Genomic DNA, 18,041 nt, shown 5'->3' on the forward strand with positions numbered 1-18,041 from the left:
GCGGCGATAGCCTGCCAGGCAGCCGCCACTCACCCGCATTCAATGGAGCCGACCCATGAGCTATCACCTGATCATCGGCGACAAACGCTATTCTTCGTGGTCGCTACGTGGCGCCCTGGCCCTCGAGCTGGCTGGCGCGGACTATGAAGAAACGCTGATCAAACTCAACCAGCCAGACACCCGCCAGCGCATCCTTCAGTACTCCGCTACCGGCAAGGTGCCATTGCTCAAGACCGAGCACGGCGTGATCGCCGATTCCCTGGCGATTGCCGAATACCTCAACGAACGCCACCCCGCTGCCCAGCTATGGCCTGCAGATATCGCAGCGCGTGCGCAGGCCCGCTCGGCCTGCGCTCAGATGCACAGCGGGTTCACCGCCTTGCGCAGTGCCATGCCTTTCGACTTGTCCCGAGACGCCGCCCTGGAGAGCATCCCGCTGGAGGTGCAAGTGGACATCGATCGTATCGTCGCGTTGTGGTCGGAGTGCCGCCTGGTGGCCAAGGACAGTGGCCCGTTCCTGTTCGGCAAGCCGACCCTGGCCGATGCCTTCTTCGCGCCGGTCGCCGTACGCCTGCGTACCTATCGAGTCGATGTGCCGGCGCATGCGGCGGCCTACATCGAAACCCTCTACCAGTGGCCGGCCTTCCAGGCCTGGCAGAAAGCAGGACTCGCGGAGCGTGAAGGGTGAAACGGATTCATGTCGTAGCAGCGGTCATTCGCGGTGGTGACGGCCGGATCCTTATCGCCCGGCGTGCCGATAGCCAGCATCAGGGTGGCCTGTGGGAGTTCCCTGGGGGCAAGGTGGAGGAGGGCGAAGGCGTCGAGTCGGCGCTGGTCCGCGAGTTGCGCGAGGAGTTGGGCATCGAGGTGACCCGTTCGCGACCGCTGATCAAGGTCAGCCATGACTACCCGGACAAGCAGGTGTTGCTGGATGTCCATGAAGTCGACGCCTTCACCGGCGAACCTCATGGTGCCGAAGGGCAGCCGCTGGCCTGGGTAGCCCCGCGTGATCTTGGGCAGTACGCGTTCCCGGAAGCCAACAAGCCGATCGTCGCTGCCGCGCGGTTGCCGGATCAGTATCTGATTACCCCGGACGGGCTTGAGGTACCCGAGATGCTCAAGGGCATCCAGAAGGCCGTCGCCTCGGGTATCCGTCTGATCCAGCTGCGGGCACCGGACATGTACGACCCCAAGTACCGGGATGTGGCGGTGGACGCGGTTGGCCTTTGTGCTGGCAAGGCGCAACTGATGCTCAAGGGGCCGCTGGAGTGGCTGGGCGACTTCCCCGCGGCTGGTTGGCACCTCACCGCCGCGCAGTTGCGTAAGTATGCGGCCAAGGGCCGACCGTTCCCGACGGCGCGTTGGCTGGCGGCGTCCTGCCATAATGCAGAGGAACTGGCGTTGGCCGAACGGATGGGCGTGGACTTCGTCACCCTGTCGCCGGTTCAGCCGACCCAGACCCATCCAGAGGCGGCGCCACTGGGCTGGGATGCAGCGCGGCAGATGATTGCCGGTTTCAACCAACCGGTATTCTTGCTGGGTGGGGTTGGACCCAGTGAGCGCGAGCGTGCCTGGGACGTCGGGGCACAGGGCGTTGCGGGGATCCGGGCCTTCTGGCCTGAGGTCTGAACGGCGGGGCCGCTGAGCGGCCCTTGCGCGACACAAGGTCCACCGTCAGTCTGGCGTCTTCCCTGCAGGCTGCCACAAGACCTCAGCGATTCCTTGGCGGCGCCCAATGATGCGGGCCGCCACGAACAGCAGATCGGAAAGCCGGTTGATGTAGGCCAGGCCCACGCCTTCGAGCGGTTCTACGGCGTTCAACTGCTGACACCGGCGTTCCGCAGTGCGGGCCAGGCTCCGACACACATGGGCCTGGGCCACCAGAGCAGAGCCGCTGGGCAGAATGAAGTTCTTCAACGGCCCCAGCTCTTCGTTCCACACGTCGATGGCGGCTTCCAGTCGCTCCACCTCGGCCTGGTCCAGCGCCTGGTAACTTGGCATTGCCAGCTCACCACCCAGGTCGAACAACCGATGCTGGCACGGCGCAAGCACCTCGCTCACTTCATCCAGCCCTTGTTCGGCCAGGCCGGCCAGCAGTAGCCCAAGCTGGCTGTTAAGACTGTCCACTTCGCCGATCGCCTCGATCCGTGGATGGTCCTTGGGGACGCGACGACCGTCGCCCAGGCCGGTTTCGCCTTTGTCGCCGGTGCGTGTGTAGATCTTTGAAAGGCGGTAGCCCATGTCATGCCTCCGTTGTGCCTGGCGCCGCCGTGGTCGGCTGGCCGAGGGGCAGGCGCAGAGTGAAGCAGGTGCCGTGGCCCGGCGTGGACTGCACCTCCATCTGCCCTTTGTGGTTGTTGGTGATGATGAAATAAGAGACCGACAACCCAAGGCCTGTACCCTGGCCCACTTCCTTGGTGGTGAAGAAGGGCTCGAACATGCGCTTGCGCACTGTTTCGGGCATGCCGATGCCGTTGTCTTCCACTTGGATTTCCGCCCAAGGCGGATTGAGCCGGGTACGCAGCGTGATGCGTCCGGGTTCGCAAGGTTGCGGGCGCTGGTGAATCGCCTGGGCGGCGTTCTTCAGCAGGTTGAGCAGTACCTGTTCGAGCTCGTTGGCGGTGCAAGGGACCGGCCCCAGCTCAGGGTCGAACTGGCGGACGATGGCTTGTCCTTTGAAGTCGAAACCGATGGTGAGGTCGAAGTCGTTGCTGGCGATGTCCACTGCCTGATCGATCAAGGCGGGCAGGTCGCACGGCGCCAGTTGCCGATTGCTGCGGCGACTGAAGCTGAGCATGTGGGTAACGATCTTCGCCGCACGCGTGCCGGCCTGCTGGATGCCGTCGAGTAACTGAGGAACGTCGCGGCTCTCCAGATAGCGATTGACGTTGGACAGGTCGATGCCCAGCTCGCTGGCTTGCTCCTGGTTACGGGGCAGCTCTGGCGACAGGCGCCGTCGGATGTTCTGCACGTTGTGCAAGATGGCGCCCAACGGGTTGTTGATCTCATGGGCCATGCCTGCGGCCAGGCCGCCGACCGACAGCATCTTCTCCGACTGCACCATCATTTCTTCCAGTGACAGGCGTTGAGTGATGTCGTCGATGCGGATCACCACGCCGCGGCCGCCGCCGCCCATCAACGGGTAGAACGTCAACGCGTAATGGCGCAGGTCGTCCCCCTTGGGCCAGGTGACCCGCTCTATCTTGGCTACGCGGTGCTTCTCGACGCTTTCCTTGAGCTGCGGCAGGAAGGGCTTGAGCGGCTCGAAGGCGATGAAGATCGGCTGGTTCAGCGCTTCGTCCAGGGGCGTGCCGGAGAGCACCGTGGCCTCATGGTTCCATTGGGTGACGTAGAGCTGCTCGTCCAGGGCGATCAGGGCCGATGGCATCGAGTCAATGATGCTGTTGAGGTAGTTCTGGAAGCCGGTGAGCTTTTTCTCGATCTTGCTGCGTACCTGAACTTCCAGTTCCAGTTTACGGTTGGTGTGGCGGGTTTCCTCGGCAAGACCCTGGGCCTGGTCATAGGCCGTCTGGAATTCATCTCGGGCGCGCTTGAGTTGCTGCTCTCGCGCCTCGATGCGCGACAACATGGTGTTAAAGGCTTCGGCCAGACTGCCGATCTCGTCCTCGTTGCCACGCTTGGCACGCAGGGCGTAGCTCTCTTCGCGGGTGACCTGGCGGCTGAGTTCCTCGAGCTGGTTGATCGGCTGTGTGATCAGCCGCTTGATCTGTCTGGCGATGACCACCCACAACAGGATACTGAATATCAGGATGGCCAGGCTGGCGCTGAGCGTGCCGGTGTAGAAAGCGGTCGGTAGCTCGCTGCTGGCCACCAGCAGCAGGTGGGCTGGCGGACTGGCGTCCCGGGGGATACGGATCAGTTGCGTACTGCGAAACTCCATCAGCCGCCAACCGTCGATATTGCGGTAGCGCTTGGGCAAGGTCAGTGGGTCGCCATGCTGGAGCTGCGCGAGCATGCGGCCGTCACCGCCGTAGATCGCGGCGGCGCGCAGAGGGGTGTAGCTGTCCAGTTCGTTGAGCAGGGCGCTGGCCGACTCCGGGCTATCGCCCGCGCGGGTCGACAGCTGGGGGTTGGCCACCAGCCGGCCGATGGTCTGCAGTGCCTGGGGCGCCATGCTCTCCTGGGTGATCCAGTAGGCGGCGCTGATGAACGTCAGGTTGGCCACCAGCAAAATGGTGACCAGCAGTACCAGCAGGGCAGCCAGCAGTTTCTGACCTACCGGGAGGTTTTCCAGGCGTTGGCGCAGGGTCATGGGCAAGGCAATGTCCGTATCGGGTTCAATGGCCAGCGTCAGGCGCTGGGCAAGCCGCGGGCCTGCAGGTTATCGACCAGGCGCTGGTGCAACTGTTCCAGCTGCGGCAGGGCTACGCCATGACGGGTGGCGACCCGGCATGCATGGCCGAGCAGGTAATGCACCTCGGTACGTCGGCCGGCCCGCACATCCTGATACATGGAAGAGTAGTTGGCGGCGGTGGCGAGGATCACCCGCTGTACTTCTTCATCGAGGTTTTCCGCTGCCTGGGGCTGACCGCAATGGCACAGCAGCGCGCCCAGCTCGGCGCAAACGGCGTCGACTTCCGGCAGATGCCCCAGCAACCCGCCGTTGTGACAATCATGCAGCACGGTCAGCGGGTTGATGGCGCAGTTCAGCGCGAGTTTGCGCCACAGCCGGGTAAGGATATCCACCGTCCATTCGGCGGGAATCCCCGCCTCATGCAGGTCATCGAACCATTCCGGCGTGCTGGGGTTGACCGGGTCGCCCAGCCAGTTGAAACCATGGCCGGCAAAGCGGACCCGCCAATCATCCTCACGGAACGCGCCTTCGGTGCTCGAGGCGAAGATGCACCGGGCATGGGGGACCTGGTCGGCCACCTCATCCTGGCTACCCAGGCCATTTTGCAGCAGCACGATTTCTGCGCCTTCGGCCAGCCTGGGCGCCAGGTGAGCGACGGCTGGCGCGGCGTCATACGCCTTGCAGGCGACCAGCAGGCGGTGGATCGGCCCGTGGGCCGCAGCGGTTTCGGCGGGTATCGCGTAACGGTTCGAGAGGTCCTGCTCGAGCAGGGTCAGCCCTCCGGCTTGCTGATAAGCCTTCAGGCGACGCTCATCGCGCAGGATCAACCGTACTGCCTTGCCTGCCCGTGCCAGGCGGCAGGCCCACAGGCTGCCGAGGCTGCCGGCGCCGAGAATATGCCAGGTGCTGCTCATCTGCGTTTCGCAACCCGTTATAATGAGCTCGCATTTTAACCGTCAAACCCCGCGCGCTCCATCTTCACGCCGAGCGCGCTTTTATTTTGGAGAACAACATGCCTTCGTTCGACGTGGTATCGGAACTGGACAAGCACGAAGTGCAGAACGCTGTCGACAACGCCATCAAGGAATTGGACCGTCGCTACGACCTCAAGGGCAAGGGCAGCTTCGAGTTCAAGGAAAAGGAGCAGACCGTGCTTTTGACCGCCGAAGCCGAGTTCCAGCTTGAGGCGATGGTCGAGATCCTGCGCCTGGCCCTGGTCAAGCGCAAGATCGACGTAAAGTGCCTGGAAGTGAAGGACGCCTATCCTTCGGGCAAGGAAATGAAGCAGGAAACCAAGTTCCGCGAAGGTATCGACAAAGACTTGGCCAAGAAGATCGTCGCTACCATCAAGGACGGCAAGCTGAAGGTCCAGGCCGCCATCCAGGGCGAGCAGGTACGCGTCACCGGCAAGAAGCGTGACGACCTGCAGGAAGCGATCGCCCTGCTGCGCACCAAGGAATTCGACATGCCGCTGCAGTTCAACAACTTCCGCGATTGATCTGTCCGGCGCAGGAACCTTGGTGGCGTATTGATGTCCACCGGTTCCTGCGGCCGCTGAACGCTCCGCGGACCGTTTTACTGTGCAATTGCCGCTCGGCATCAGGAGATGAATATGGATTTGAACGCTGAAGTCGATCAGCTGGTCCGCCAATCGCAGACCTGGATTCCCTTGATCATGGAGTACGGCAGCCGCCTCGTGCTGGCGCTGTTGACCCTGGCCATCGGCTGGTGGTTGATCAACAAGCTCAGTGCGCGGCTGGGCAAACTGGTGGGGCTGCGGGCCGATGTGGCGCTGCAAAGCTTCATCAGCACCTTGGCCAACATCGTACTCAAGGTGCTGCTGGTCGTCAGCGTGGCGTCGATGATCGGCATCGAGACCACCTCGTTCGTTGCGGCTATCGGTGCCGCTGGCCTGGCCATTGGCCTGGCCTTGCAAGGTAGCCTGGCGAACTTCGCCGGCGGCGTGCTGATTCTGATGTTCCGCCCATTCCGAATTGGCGACTGGATCGAAGCTCAGGGTGTCAGTGGCACCGTCGACAGCATCCAGATCTTCCACACCGTGCTGCGTACCGGTGACAACAAGACCGTGATCATGCCCAACGGCAGCCTGTCCAATGGCATCATCACCAACACCAACCGTCAGCCTACCCGCAAGGTGGTGTTCGATGTCGGCGTGGACTACGAGGCCGACCTGCAGAAGGCGCGTAATGTGCTGCTGGAGCTGGCGCAAGACCCTCGCGTGCTGCCCGACCCTGCGCCGCAGGCGGTAGTTGCGACGCTGGGTGACAGCTCGATCACGGTGTCCCTGCGTCTGTGGACCAAGACCGCCGATTACTGGGACGTGATGTTCATGCTCAACGAGCATGCCCGTGACCGGTTGAAGGCTGAGGGTATCGACATTCCGTTCCCGCAGCGCGTCATTCGCGTGGTGCAGGAGACGGTGGCGTCGTAAGCTACCAGTGCAAGGGGCTGCTGTGCAGCCCACTCGCGACACGAGGCCGCTCCGACGGGTACAGCGTATGGCTGCTACCTGCGGGGCGGTTTCTGTTTTTCCACCGTTACACTTGTTCACAGCCAAAGCTCGCCGTTTCTGGCATATAGGCTGGCCCAAGCTATTTCCACCCGATACCCACCATGAAGCCATTGTTGTACATCACCCCCCTCAGGGCCCTGCTGTTCGGCCTGACCCTTGCCCTGTTCGAGCTGCTGACTTACCTGGCCAGCGATGCGGTCATGCCTGCCATGCCGGTGGTGGTCGATCATTTGAACGCCAGCCCCGAATACATACCTCACGCCCTGAACCTCTACCTGCTCGGTGGTGTGGTCCTGCAGTGGCTGATCGGTCCATTGGCCGACCGCTACGGGCGTCGCCCCCTGCTGTTGGCCGGTTGCGCCTTCTTCGGCGTGGCTTGCCTGGCGACCTTCTGGGTGAACGACATTGGCCTGTTCAACCTGCTACGCCTGTTGCAGGGCATCGGCCTTGGCTTCGTGGTCACGGTCAGTTATCCAGCCCTGAACGAAGCCTTTAGCGAAGCGGATGCGGTGCGGATGATGGCCCTGTTGGCCAATATCGCCCTGCTGTCGCCATTGCTCGGCCCGCTGGTGGGCACGCTGCTGTTGCAATGGCTGGACTGGCGTTACCTGTTCGTCGCCTTCGCGGTTGGTGCGGTGCTGACGTGGGTGCTGTTGCACCGGTTGATGCCGGAAACCCTGGGCGTCGAGCGTCGCGATGGCTCGCGCCTGGCGTTCACGCCGATCCACTTGCTGCCGTTGCTGGCGGGCTACGCCCAACTACTGAGTAACCGCCGCTTCGTCGCTGGTAGTGCCGCGCTTGGCCTTGTCGGCCTGCCTCTGATCGGCTGGATTGGCCTGTCGCCGGTGTTGCTGATCCACGACGAAGGGCTGAGCACGATGGCGTATGCCCTGTGGCAGTTGCCGGTGTTTGGCGGTTTGATCCTGGGTAACCTGATCATCAACCGCATCGCCGACCGCTACCCGCTGCCAGCACTGGTGCGGGGCGCGCTATGGCCTTACCTGGCCGGTCTGTGCCTGATGGCCGTGGCGACCTGGTACTGGCCTACCGTGACCAGCGTGGTCGCAGGCATGTCCTTGTATGCGCTGGGGCTGGGGGTGGCCAATGCGGTGCTGTATCGCATGACGTTGTTCGCCAGCGAGCAGAGCAAAGGGCTGGTGTCGGCGATGCTGGGGATGATCACCATCGCTTTACTGGGACTGGGCGGGGCGGTATTGGCGATGATCGGGGCGGGCGCCAGCCTGCTGCACTTTGCCCTGGCCGCGGGTGCAGCCGGGGCGCTGGCGCTTTGGCCGCTGTGGTTCGTGGTGGGTGGACGGCCTGGGGAAGGGGCGGTCGCTCAGTAATACTCATGCCCCTATCGCCAGCCAGGTGGTCACCGGCAGGAGCCGGCTTGCCGGCGATAGGATCCGTTGAATCGGTACCCGCCTCAGGGCCGTTCGGCCGCTGAATTCTCCGCCGGCACCTGCTTGCCACGCCCCACTTCCTGATGCCACTGCAGCGCGATCAGAATCAGCGTCGGCACCCCAAGCAAGGCAGTGATCAGGAAGAAGTCGTGGTAGCCGAACTTCTCCACCATCACGCCGGAATACCCGCCAATCAGGCGTGGCAGCAACAGCATGATCGAGCTCAGCAGGGCGTACTGGGTGGCCGAGAACTTGAGGTTGGTCAGGCTCGACAGGTAGGCGACGAATGCCGAAGTCGCCATGCCGGAGCTGAAGTTGTCCAGCGAGATGGTGACCACCAGCATTTCGAGGTTCGGCCCCATGTCCGCCAGCATCAGGAACAGGATGTTGGTTGCCGCCGAGGCCACGCCACCGATGAACAGGATCGGCAGGATGCCGAATCGCACGATCAGCAAGCCGCCGATCCCCGCGCCCACCAGGGTCATGATCAGGCCGAAGATCTTGCTGACACTGGCGATCTGGTCCTTTGTGAAGCCCATGTCGATGTAGAACACGTTGGCCATCACCCCCATGACCGTGTCCGACATGCGGTAGGTTGCGATCAGGCCAAGCAGCAACAGGGCCTGCCAGCGATAACGGGCGATGAAGTCGTTGACCGGCGTGAGCACTGGCGCCAGGCCTCGGCGGCCCAGGGACGACAGGCAGGCCCAGGTCAGCAGCACGTAGAGAATCAGGCGCAGGAAGGCACGGTCTTCCAGCAGCAGGTCGAGCGGGGTGGCATCACCGAAGATCACGCTAGCCCAGTCGGTGTTGAACAGCTGGGTGAAACTGGCGGGTACCGAGACCAGCAGGATGATCAGCACGAACACCGACGCCAGCTGGTGAACCAGCCCGTAGCGTGCCGCAGACAGCTGGGTGCGCAGGGGGACTGGAGGTTCGCGCATCACCAGGGTGGTGAACACTGCCGGAAGCATCATCACGCCGAACAGAATGTAGGTCCCAGCCCAGGCCTTGTGCAGGTAGCTGAAGCCCGTGGAGCCGAACCATTCGGCGAAGAACAGCGCGCCCGCGGTGGCCAGCAGCGCTGCGACGCGGTAACCCGCCATGTAGCTGGCGGCCAGGGCAGCCTGACGTTGGTCGTCGGCGATTTCCAGACGATAGGCGTCGACGGCGATGTCCTGGGTGGCGGAGGCGAATGCCACCAGCACCGCCAGTGCAATCAGCCACGACAGGTGCTGCTGTGGGTCGCACAGGCTCATGCCCACCAGGCCGATGACCACCAGGCTCTGCGACAGCAACAGCCATGAGCGGCGGCGGCCAAGGCCACCGAGCAACGGCAGGCGCCATTGGTCGAGCAGCGGCGACCAGACCCACTTGAAGGCATAGGCCAGGCCGATCAGGCTGGCGTAACCAATGGTCTCGCGGGCCACACCCGCTTCGCGCAACCACACCGACAGCGTCGAGAACACCAGCATGTAGGGCAGACCGGCGGCGAAGCCGAGCAGCAAAAGCACCAAGGTTGACGGGCTGGCATAGGCAGCGAGCGCAGCGCGCCAGGTTTTACGGGGCATGGGCCAACATCTGCCTCAAAATTGCGAAAACAAAGCGCGCACTCTAACCGCTGTGCTCCATCGGGCGCCAGCCATGGCGCGTCATATCCACACGATTATTGGTCACATTCACACCTTCCGCGCGCAGTCGGGCGCGCTGTTCATCGCCCGAAGGCGTGCCCAGCGCCAAGCTCAGGCGGCCGCCCGAACCCAAGACACGGTGCCATGGCAGGCGAGTGTCGGCGGGCAGTTGCCCCAATGTGCGTCCGACCCAACGCGCTGCGCGTCCCAGTCCTGCCAGCTCGGCCAGTTGGCCGTAGCTTACGACCTTGCCGGCAGGCACCTGTCCCAGCACCGAATAGAGTGCCGTTCGTCGGGCGTCTGGGCTGTCCTGGACAGGCGCGTTTTCGCCAGACATCAGGGCTGCCCTGCGCTACGGATGAAACCGGATGAGTGGTCGGGGTAAATGAGAGTTGAACTCATCGGCATGGTCTGTGTCTGTCCTTGCTCTGGTCGTGGGTATCTGGATAATGCCCGGCTTTTTTCGTCAAATCGAACCCATAGTCCGCTTATGCATTCTAGATTCGTGTTGTGCCTGCTTGCCGTTTCCCTGTGCGCCGCTCCTGCGTTCGCCGATACCGTGTGGATGAAGAACGGCGACCGGCTCAGTGGCAAGATCAAGGTGTTCGACGGCGGCAAGCTGCTGCTCGAAACGCCATACGGCGGCTCCATTGCCCTGGACTGGAAACAGGTCCAGACCCTCGAAAGTGATCAGGAGCTGCTGGTCAAGCAAGACGCCTACACCGGTGAAAAGGCCAAGTCGCTCAAGGCTGCCGAGCCTGGCAAGGTCACCCTGGCCAATGGCGAAGCACCCAAGACCGTCGACCTGGCCAGCATCGAGCAGATCATGAAGCCCAAGCCGGTGGTCGAGGACCTTCTGTGGAAAGGCAACATCGACGTCGCCATGGACTACAAGCGCGCTGAGTCCGACAGCGACGATTATGACGTCAGCTTCAAGACCACCGGTCGCCATGGCCGTTGGCGGCACAATGCCGAAGGCGAGTACAACCGCGAGACCAAGGACGACGTCACCACCACCAACAACTGGAGTGCCGAATACGCACTGGACCGCTTCATCACAGAGAAGTGGTTCTGGAAGGGGCGTTTGGAATACAAACGCGACCATATCGAAGACCTGGCTCGCCAGCGGACCGTGGGTACGGGCCCGGGTTACCAGTTCTGGGACGACGAGTTGGGTGCATTCTCCTTGAGCACCCTGGTCAACCGCACCGATTTCGAATACCGCGACGGCGGCAAGGACAACTTCTATTCCACGACGGTGAAGTGGGACTACAACCGCTACCTGATCGGCAAGCGGGTCGAGTTGTTCACCAACGGTGAGATCGGCAAGCCCCTGGGGGGCGTGGCCAACTACTCGCTGGATGCCGAACTGGGGCTTCGTTACAAGGTGACCGAATGGGCCTCGCTCAACCTTAAGGCGGAAAAGGACGTCATCAGCGGCACGCGTGAAAGTGACCTGGACAAGACCCGCTACACCGCAGGCTTCGGCGTCGCCTGGTAGGCTGCGGCGTTCCTTCGCCTGATTGTGGCACCCGGCTTCGATAGTGCTTATCTTGTCCCCCATCCCTATCACCGCCAGGAGTGCCCTTCGTGAGTACCAACGCCATTCGTCCCGCCCGCGAACTGCTGCTCAAGGAATACCGCGGCGTGCTCTCGACCCATTCCAAGTCCATGCCGGGCTATCCCTTTGGCTCGGTGGTACCGTACTGCCTGGACGCCCAGGGCAATCCGTTGATCCTCATCAGTCGCATCGCCCAGCACACCCACAACCTGCAGAAAGACCCCAAGTGCTCGCTGCTGGTCGGTGAACGCGATGCCGAGGACGTGCAGGCCGTTGGGCGCCTGACGGTCATGGCCCAGGCCCACAAGCTGGTGGCTGAGGCCGAGATCGAGGCTGCGGCCGAGCGCTACTACCGCTACTTCCCCGAAGCCGCCAATTACCATAAAGCCCACGATTTCGACTTCTGGGTGTTGCAGCCTGTGCGCCATCGCTACATCGGCGGCTTCGGCGCCATCCATTGGCTGGACCAGATAACCCTGGCCAACCCGTTCGTGGGCAAGGCCGAGGCCAGCATGATCGCGCACATGAACAGCGATCATGCCAACGCCATCGCCCACTATGTCGAGCTCAGCGGCCTGCCGCGCAGCGCGACGCCGGAAATGGTCGGCATCGACAGCGAAGGCATGCACTTGCGCATCGGGCAGGGTGTTCACTGGTTGCCTTTCCCCAGCACTTGCAACACCCCGACACAAGTCCGCGAAGCCTTGGTGTTGCTGGCTCGCGCCGACCAATGGCCGGTCGCGACAGAAATCGAGGGTTGAAAAGGCGAGCAAACGCATCCATTTGAGGTTCTTACTGGGAGATTGTCTTCCGTCGAGGAACACTTGATGCGTGCTTTTCTACTGCTGTTTCTGATTTTTCCCGTGCTGGAGCTGTTCGTCTTCGTCAAGGTCAGCGCGGCGATCGGTTTCTTCCCGGCGTTGCTGTTGATCATCGCCGGTTCTGCACTGGGTGTGCTGGTCATTCGCGTGGCCGGTCTGGCCACCGCCTTGCGTGCCCGTGAAAGCCTGCAGCGCGGCGAACTGCCCGCTGAGGACATGTTCCAGGGCCTGATGCTGGCCGTCGGTGGTGGCCTGCTGTTGCTGCCTGGCTTCATCAGCGACGTGCTGGGCCTTTTGTGCCTGCTGCCTTTCACCCGCCACCTGGCCGCGCGCAAGATGCGCGAGCGGGCCGAGGCCCAGGCCATGCGCCAGCGAGCCTTCCAGGATGACCCGTTCCAGGCTCGACCCAACGATGCAGGCCATCGCCCCAATGTGATCGAGGGTGAGTACGAGCGCCGCGACAAATAAGATCCAGGGTCGCTGTTGGCCCCCTTCACGACACCAGGGCCGCTCCGGCAATCGTCCGCAGGAGCGGCCTTGTGTCGTGAAAGGGGCACCGCAGCGGCGCCGGTTTCTGGGTCACCTGGTGGTCTGATAAAAAATTTTCCATGGCAAACCTTGTAATTGAATATGACGGCCTCATGTATGTGGTCACCGCAAGGTTTCTGGTGGTGACACCAGACATTACACAGGTGGTTCGCTCCAAGCGGGCCACTCCCGGCTACGCCGGATCGTATCAACCCGCCGGTGTCGACACCGGCCGATGAAAACCACAATTTGGGAGAGATCGACAATGAAGCTTCGTCCTCTGCATGACCGCGTAGTCATCCGTCGCAGCGAAGAAGAATCGAAAACCGCTGGCGGTATCGTCCTGCCGGGTTCGGCCGCTGAAAAACCAAACCGCGGCGAAGTTGTCGCCGTGGGCACCGGTCGCATCCTGGACAACGGCGAAGTACGTGCACTGGCCGTCAAAGTGGGTGACAAAGTGGTTTTCGGCCCTTACTCGGGCAGCAACACCGTGAAAGTCGATGGCGAAGACCTGCTGGTGATGAGCGAGAACGAAATCCTCGCCGTCGTTGAAGGCTAATTTCCCCGACTTCCCGTTACTCCAAAGAATTTCAAGGATTAAACGATCATGGCTGCTAAAGACGTAAAATTCGGCGATTCCGCCCGTAAGAAAATGCTGGTTGGCGTCAACGTTCTGGCTGACGCGGTAAAAGCGACCCTGGGCCCGAAAGGCCGTAACGTTGTCCTGGCCAAGAGCTTCGGCGCTCCGACCATCACCAAAGACGGTGTTTCGGTTGCCAAGGAAATCGAACTGAAAGACGCCTTCGAAAACATGGGCGCCCAGTTGGTCAAAGAAGTGGCTTCCAAGGCCAACGACGCTGCCGGTGACGGCACCACCACCGCCACCGTTCTGGCTCAGGCCATCGTCAACGAAGGCCTGAAGGCCGTCGCTGCCGGCATGAACCCGATGGACCTCAAGCGCGGCATCGACAAGGCCACCGCTGCCATCGTCGCCGAGCTGAAGAACCTGTCCAAGCCATGCGCTGACTCCAAGGCCATCGCCCAGGTAGGTACCATCTCCGCCAACTCCGACACCTCCATCGGTGAAATCATCGCCGAAGCCATGGAAAAAGTCGGCAAAGAAGGCGTGATCACCGTTGAAGAAGGCTCGGGCCTGGAAAACGAACTGTCCGTCGTAGAAGGCATGCAGTTCGACCGTGGCTACCTGTCGCCGTACTTCGTCAACAAGCCAGACACCATGGTTGCCGAGCTGGAAGGCCCGCTGCTGCTGCTGGTCGACAAGAAGATCTCCAACATCCGCGAGCTGCTGCCAGTTCTGGAAGCCGTTGCCAAGGCCGGCCGTCCTCTGCTGATCGTTGCCGAAGACGTCGAAGGCGAAGCCCTGGCTACCCTGGTGGTCAACAACATGCGCGGTATCGTCAAGGTTGCTGCGGTCAAGGCACCTGGCTTCGGCGACCGCCGCAAGGCCATGCTGCAGGACATCGCCACCCTGACTGGCGGCCAGGTCATCTCCGAGGAAATCGGTCTGACCCTGGAAACCACTACCCTGGAGCACCTGGGTAACGCCAAGCGCGTCATCCTGTCCAAGGAAAACACCACCATCATCGACGGCGCTGGCGCCGACGCTGACATCGAAGCACGCGTCAAGCAGATCCGTGCCCAGATCGAAGAAACCTCTTCGGACTACGACCGTGAGAAGCTGCAAGAGCGTCTGGCCAAACTGGCTGGCGGTGTTGCCGTGATCAAGGTCGGTGCTGGCACCGAAGTTGAAATGAAAGAGAAGAAAGCCCGCGTCGAAGACGCCCTGCACGCTACCCGTGCAGCCGTCGAAGAAGGCGTAGTGCCTGGCGGTGGTGTTGCGCTGGTTCGCGCCCTGCAAGCCGTTGCCGACCTCAAGGGCGACAACGAAGACCAGAACGTCGGTATCGCGCTGCTGCGCCGTTCGGTCGAAGCGCCGCTGCGCCAGATCACTGCCAACGCCGGCGACGAGCCAAGCGTTGTCGCTGACAAGGTTAAGCAAGGTTCGGGCAACTACGGCTACAACGCTGCTACTGGCGAATACGGCGACATGATCGAGATGGGTATCCTGGACCCAGCCAAGGTCACCCGTTCGGCTCTGCAAGCTGCAGCTTCGATCGGCGGTCTGATGATCACCACCGAAGCCATGGTTGCTGACCTGCCGGAAGACAAGCCAGCTGCTGGCATGCCTGACATGGGCGGCATGGGTGGCATGGGCGGCATGATGTAAGCCAGCCTTACCCCCTGCACCATGAAAAAGCCCCGGCTCGCGAGAGTCGGGGCTTTTTCATGGGCGTTCGCAAGCGGCGTGGCGGCTATCGCCGGCACGCCGGCTCCCTACACGGTTTTCGGTGCGACCGCGGGCACCACTGCCATCCCCCGTCGGTACAGGACCAGGTAATACGATCCCAAGCCGATCAGCCAGCAGAACACGGCTGTCCACACGTTGTGCGACAGGAAGTGCGCACCTTGCATCATCCGGCCAATCGACAGCACCGACCCGGCGACGAAGGCCACCGCCAAGGCCACCCGAGCCAGCCGAGGGCGACGGTCGCGCAGCATGAAGAACAGGCCGAACAGGCAGAAACCAGTCGCGGCGTGGCCACCGGGCCAGCACAGCCCAGGCTTGTCGGTGGCCGGTCGCGTTTCCAGCAGCTTGCTGTAGGTTTCCTTGCCGCCAAACTGGGTCAGGCTCCATGGGCACTGCACCTGGGTCACTTTTTTCAGTGGCGTGACGAACGCCGTGGAAAGGCCCAGCGCCAGCACCAGACAGCCCAACTCACGGCGCCAGCCGAAAAGCCGCTTCCAGAAGAAACTCAAGGCGAAGGTCACCAGCGCCAGTACACCTAGCAGGATCACACCCTGCTTGACCCTGTCATGCAGAATGTTTTCCAGCAGATAGCTATGGCGGCCGATGAACTGACCGGCCGCCGGGTCGAAGAACAGGTTGGCCACATCCATGTCGAGCGAGGTCAATTCGAGCAGGATCAGCGCCAGCGCGGTGGCCAACGGAATGCCCAGGTACAACCAGAAATTGATCGGACGGGGAGGGGTAGCTTGCTGCATGACAACTCCAGGCACACAAAAGAGCAGCCATTCTGGGCTGCCCGCTATCCTGTGTTCGTGAAGGAACGGTGAAAAATCCGTCAGCCGGGCCGATATTTTCCCAAAGCTGGCGCCAGGCCAGCGATGGCCTTAAGCTGCGCCTGCCGCGCACAGCGAAAGCGCCGCACAGGAGACCTCGATGCGCATTCTTTTGGTTGAAGACAACCGCGATATCCTCGCCAACCTCGCCGACTACCTCGGCATGAAAGGCTACACCGTCGACTGCGCCCAGGACGGCCTCTCCGGGCTGCATCTGGCTGCTACCGAACATTACGATCTGATCGTGCTCGACATCATGCTGCCAGGTATCGATGGCTACACCCTGTGCAAACGCCTGCGTGAAGATGCGCGGCGCGATACCCCGGTGATCATGCTCACCGCCCGCGACCAACTGGACGACCGCCTGCAGGGCTTCCGCTCCGGTGCCGACGACTACCTGCTCAAACCCTTCGCCTTGTCGGAACTGGCCGCGCGCATCGAGGCGGTGCTGCGCCGGGCCCAGGGCGGCGGGCGACGCACCCTGCAAGTCGCCGACTTGAGTTACGACCTCGACACCCTGGAAGTCACCCGCCAAGGGCGCCTGCTCAAGCTCAACCCAGTCGGTCTCAAGCTGTTGGCGGTGCTGATGCAGAAGAGCCCGCACGTGCTGCGCCGCGAAGTGCTGGAAGAAGCCTTGTGGGGCGACGACTGCCCGGACAGCGACAGCCTGCGCAGCCATGTCCACCAGTTGCGCCAGGTCATCGACAAGCCTTTCGAAAAGCCGTTGCTGCATACCGTCCATGGCGTCGGCTATCGCCTCGCCGAGGGCCGCGATGGAGTTTAAGCAAAGCCTTGCCCAACGCATCATCATCGCTTTTGCGCTGATGAGTGCGCTGGTGGCCGGCGCTTTCGCGTTCGGCATCGTCGCCACCGTGCACCTGGTGGAAGAGCGTTTGATCTCCTCGGTCCTCGGGGGCGACCTGCAACGGTTGCTGCGTATGGACAGTGTCAGCGACTGGAGCCACAGGCCGCGCCCCGACCAGCTGTTCTACTTCAGCGGTGGCCGAGACGATTTCGAACTGCCCAAGGACTTGCGTCACCTCGACGTGGGCTTCCACGAGGTGTTCCGAGACCAGCTGTCCTACCATGCGATGGTCGAGATCGTCGACGGACGGCGTTACGTGCTGCTGCAGGACCAGAGCGATTTCGAGGAACGCGAGCGAGTGCTGTTCGCCGTGGTCGTGGTTGGTTTCGTGCTCAGCCTGGTGCTGGCGGTGGTGCTTGGCTGGCTGGTCGCCCGGCGGGTGATGGCCCCGGTTATCCGCCTGGCGCGCCAGGTTCGTCACCGCGACCAGTTGCTGGGCCTTGCCCCCCCGCTGGCGCCAGATTACGCGGCGGATGAGGTCGGCCAGTTGGCCGTGGCCTTCGATGATACCTTGGGCCGGCTGCGTGACGCATTGACCCGAGAACGTCTGTTCACCAGCGACGTCAGCCATGAACTGCGCACCCCGCTGATGGTGCTGGCCACTTCCTGTGAATTGTTGATGGAAAACCCTGCGCTCGACAGCCGGTCGCGTAGCCAGGTAGAGCGTATTGCCCGCGCCACCGAAGAGATGCGTGAGCTGGTCAAGACCTTCCTCATGCTCGCCCGCGCCCAGCGCGACGAGGGCGCGGTGGCGTCGCAGGCGACTTTGCGTGAAGTGGCCGATGACCTGATTGGCGTCTGGCGGGACACCATCGAGCAGAAAGGCCTGACCTTGTACTTCGATGGCCGCGTCAGTGCCAGTTCCGTGTTGTACAACGCCACCTTCCTGCAATCGGTGATGGGCAACCTGCTGCGCAACGCTGCCCATTACACCGACAGCGGTTATATCCGCCTGAGCCTGGAACCCAATGGCTTCAGCGTGGAGGACAGCGGTGTGGGGATCCCGGAAGAGCAGCGCGAGGCCATGTTCCGACCCTTCGTACGCGGGGACGAGCGTCGCGGTGAGGGCCTCGGACTGGGCCTGTCGCTGGTTCAGCGCATCTGCGACGACCAGGGCTGGAGGGTTACCCTCACGGCGACCTCGCCCCACGGTTGCCGCTTCCAGGTGGACCTGAGCAAGACTGCGGAAAAAGCCAACAATCTGGCTATAGCCGAGTAA

18 protein-coding genes are annotated in these 18,041 nt (G+C 62.5%); 12 read left to right on the forward strand and 6 right to left on the reverse strand.

Features of this window, described 5'->3' with window-relative positions:
* Positions 1–55 precede the first annotated feature (55 nt).
* Entirely contained in the window at positions 56–688 is a 633-nt protein-coding gene (locus H620_RS0122580) for a glutathione S-transferase family protein (RefSeq protein WP_023378843.1), read from the forward strand.
* Complete coding sequence (locus H620_RS0122585) at positions 685–1,629, forward strand: Nudix family hydrolase (RefSeq protein WP_023378844.1); 945 nt, start codon at positions 685–687, stop codon at positions 1,627–1,629. Before H620_RS0122580 ends, H620_RS0122585 begins: the two co-directional genes overlap by 4 nt.
* 45 nt (positions 1,630–1,674) lie before the next feature.
* Here H620_RS0122585 and H620_RS0122590 read toward each other — a convergent pair whose 3' ends face one another.
* From H620_RS0122590 to H620_RS0122600, 3 genes are read right to left on the reverse strand one after another with little or no spacing between them, the layout of a single operon-like run.
* Positions 1,675–2,241, reverse strand: coding sequence for a cob(I)yrinic acid a,c-diamide adenosyltransferase (locus H620_RS0122590; protein WP_027908086.1), 567 nt, complete (start codon positions 2,239–2,241; stop codon positions 1,675–1,677).
* A gap of 1 nt (position 2,242) precedes the next feature.
* The gene (locus H620_RS0122595; protein WP_027908087.1) at positions 2,243–4,273 is read right to left on the reverse strand and encodes a sensor histidine kinase; all 2,031 of its coding nucleotides are present in this window, start codon (positions 4,271–4,273) and stop codon (positions 2,243–2,245) included.
* Between the two features lie 38 nt (positions 4,274–4,311).
* Positions 4,312–5,229 (reverse strand): putative 2-dehydropantoate 2-reductase, encoded by a 918-nt coding sequence (locus tag H620_RS0122600; protein WP_023378847.1) that lies wholly within the window; start codon positions 5,227–5,229, stop codon positions 4,312–4,314.
* A 98-nt stretch (positions 5,230–5,327) separates the two neighbouring features.
* Between H620_RS0122600 and H620_RS0122605 the strand changes: the two genes are divergently transcribed.
* The 3 genes from H620_RS0122605 to H620_RS0122615 all read left to right on the forward strand — a co-directional run bounded on the left by H620_RS0122605 (position 5,328) and on the right by H620_RS0122615 (position 8,194).
* Complete coding sequence (locus H620_RS0122605; protein ID WP_023378848.1) at positions 5,328–5,813, forward strand: YajQ family cyclic di-GMP-binding protein; 486 nt, start codon at positions 5,328–5,330, stop codon at positions 5,811–5,813.
* Positions 5,814–5,927: 114 nt separating this feature from the next.
* Entirely contained in the window at positions 5,928–6,767 is an 840-nt protein-coding gene (locus H620_RS0122610) for a mechanosensitive ion channel family protein (RefSeq protein ID WP_027908088.1), read from the forward strand.
* A 182-nt stretch (positions 6,768–6,949) separates the two neighbouring features.
* Complete coding sequence (locus H620_RS0122615; protein WP_027908089.1) at positions 6,950–8,194, forward strand: MFS transporter; 1,245 nt, start codon at positions 6,950–6,952, stop codon at positions 8,192–8,194.
* 83 nt (positions 8,195–8,277) lie between these two features.
* Here the strand turns inward: H620_RS0122615 and H620_RS0122620 are convergent, their stop codons facing one another.
* Positions 8,278–9,825: an AmpG family muropeptide MFS transporter gene (locus tag H620_RS0122620; RefSeq protein WP_023378851.1), complete on the reverse strand. Its 1,548-nt coding sequence runs from the start codon at positions 9,823–9,825 to the stop codon at positions 8,278–8,280.
* A 43-nt stretch (positions 9,826–9,868) separates the two neighbouring features.
* On the reverse strand, positions 9,869–10,222 hold the full coding sequence (locus H620_RS0122625; RefSeq protein ID WP_023378852.1) for an MGMT family protein: 354 nt from the start codon (positions 10,220–10,222) through the stop codon (positions 9,869–9,871).
* Between the two features lie 153 nt (positions 10,223–10,375).
* Between H620_RS0122625 and H620_RS0122630 the strand changes: the two genes are divergently transcribed.
* The 5 genes from H620_RS0122630 to groL all read left to right on the forward strand — a co-directional run bounded on the left by H620_RS0122630 (position 10,376) and on the right by groL (position 15,043).
* Positions 10,376–11,386, forward strand: a complete 1,011-nt coding sequence (locus H620_RS0122630) for a DUF481 domain-containing protein (protein ID WP_023378853.1) — start codon at positions 10,376–10,378, stop codon at positions 11,384–11,386.
* A gap of 89 nt (positions 11,387–11,475) precedes the next feature.
* Entirely contained in the window at positions 11,476–12,207 is a 732-nt protein-coding gene (locus H620_RS0122635) for a HugZ family pyridoxamine 5'-phosphate oxidase (protein WP_023378854.1), read from the forward strand.
* 66 nt (positions 12,208–12,273) lie between these two features.
* Complete coding sequence (locus tag H620_RS0122640; RefSeq protein ID WP_023378855.1) at positions 12,274–12,735, forward strand: FxsA family protein; 462 nt, start codon at positions 12,274–12,276, stop codon at positions 12,733–12,735.
* 325 nt (positions 12,736–13,060) lie between these two features.
* Positions 13,061–13,354: a co-chaperone GroES gene (locus H620_RS0122645; RefSeq protein WP_009395550.1), complete on the forward strand. Its 294-nt coding sequence runs from the start codon at positions 13,061–13,063 to the stop codon at positions 13,352–13,354.
* Between the two features lie 48 nt (positions 13,355–13,402).
* Positions 13,403–15,043, forward strand: a complete 1,641-nt coding sequence (gene groL, locus H620_RS0122650; RefSeq protein WP_023378856.1) for a chaperonin GroEL — start codon at positions 13,403–13,405, stop codon at positions 15,041–15,043.
* 107 nt (positions 15,044–15,150) lie between these two features.
* Here the strand turns inward: groL and H620_RS0122655 are convergent, their stop codons facing one another.
* Entirely contained in the window at positions 15,151–15,879 is a 729-nt protein-coding gene (locus H620_RS0122655) for a phosphatase PAP2 family protein (protein ID WP_023378857.1), read from the reverse strand.
* Positions 15,880–16,057: 178 nt separating this feature from the next.
* On the opposite strand from H620_RS0122655, the gene colR reads away from it, so the two are divergent.
* Positions 16,058–16,741, forward strand: coding sequence for a two-component system response regulator ColR (colR, locus tag H620_RS0122660; protein WP_003255215.1), 684 nt, complete (start codon positions 16,058–16,060; stop codon positions 16,739–16,741).
* Positions 16,731–18,041, forward strand: coding sequence for a sensor histidine kinase (locus H620_RS0122665; protein ID WP_023378858.1), 1,311 nt, complete (start codon positions 16,731–16,733; stop codon positions 18,039–18,041). Before colR ends, H620_RS0122665 begins: the two co-directional genes overlap by 11 nt.

The sequence above is a fragment of the Pseudomonas taiwanensis DSM 21245 genome (assembly GCF_000425785.1).
Classification (GTDB): Bacteria; Pseudomonadota; Gammaproteobacteria; order Pseudomonadales; family Pseudomonadaceae; genus Aquipseudomonas; species Aquipseudomonas taiwanensis.

Excerpts from the sequence above, each read along its gene's own strand:
- H620_RS0122580 (WP_023378843.1), top strand. The coding sequence starts at position 56 with ATGAGCTATCACCTGATCATCGGCGACAAACGCTATTCTTCGTGGTCG.
- H620_RS0122590 (WP_027908086.1), bottom strand. The coding sequence starts at position 2,241 with ATGGGCTACCGCCTTTCAAAGATCTACACACGCACCGGCGACAAAGGC.
- H620_RS0122595 (WP_027908087.1), bottom strand. The coding sequence starts at position 4,273 with ATGACCCTGCGCCAACGCCTGGAAAACCTCCCGGTAGGTCAGAAACTG.
- H620_RS0122600 (WP_023378847.1), bottom strand. The coding sequence starts at position 5,229 with ATGAGCAGCACCTGGCATATTCTCGGCGCCGGCAGCCTCGGCAGCCTG.
- H620_RS0122605 (WP_023378848.1), top strand. The coding sequence starts at position 5,328 with ATGCCTTCGTTCGACGTGGTATCGGAACTGGACAAGCACGAAGTGCAG.
- H620_RS0122610 (WP_027908088.1), top strand. The coding sequence starts at position 5,928 with ATGGATTTGAACGCTGAAGTCGATCAGCTGGTCCGCCAATCGCAGACC.
- H620_RS0122615 (WP_027908089.1), top strand. The coding sequence starts at position 6,950 with ATGAAGCCATTGTTGTACATCACCCCCCTCAGGGCCCTGCTGTTCGGC.
- H620_RS0122620 (WP_023378851.1), bottom strand. The coding sequence starts at position 9,825 with ATGCCCCGTAAAACCTGGCGCGCTGCGCTCGCTGCCTATGCCAGCCCG.
- H620_RS0122625 (WP_023378852.1), bottom strand. The coding sequence starts at position 10,222 with ATGTCTGGCGAAAACGCGCCTGTCCAGGACAGCCCAGACGCCCGACGA.
- H620_RS0122630 (WP_023378853.1), top strand. The coding sequence starts at position 10,376 with ATGCATTCTAGATTCGTGTTGTGCCTGCTTGCCGTTTCCCTGTGCGCC.
- H620_RS0122640 (WP_023378855.1), top strand. The coding sequence starts at position 12,274 with ATGCGTGCTTTTCTACTGCTGTTTCTGATTTTTCCCGTGCTGGAGCTG.
- H620_RS0122645 (WP_009395550.1), top strand. The coding sequence starts at position 13,061 with ATGAAGCTTCGTCCTCTGCATGACCGCGTAGTCATCCGTCGCAGCGAA.
- groL (WP_023378856.1), top strand. The coding sequence starts at position 13,403 with ATGGCTGCTAAAGACGTAAAATTCGGCGATTCCGCCCGTAAGAAAATG.
- H620_RS0122655 (WP_023378857.1), bottom strand. The coding sequence starts at position 15,879 with ATGCAGCAAGCTACCCCTCCCCGTCCGATCAATTTCTGGTTGTACCTG.
- colR (WP_003255215.1), top strand. The coding sequence starts at position 16,058 with ATGCGCATTCTTTTGGTTGAAGACAACCGCGATATCCTCGCCAACCTC.
- H620_RS0122665 (WP_023378858.1), top strand. The coding sequence starts at position 16,731 with ATGGAGTTTAAGCAAAGCCTTGCCCAACGCATCATCATCGCTTTTGCG.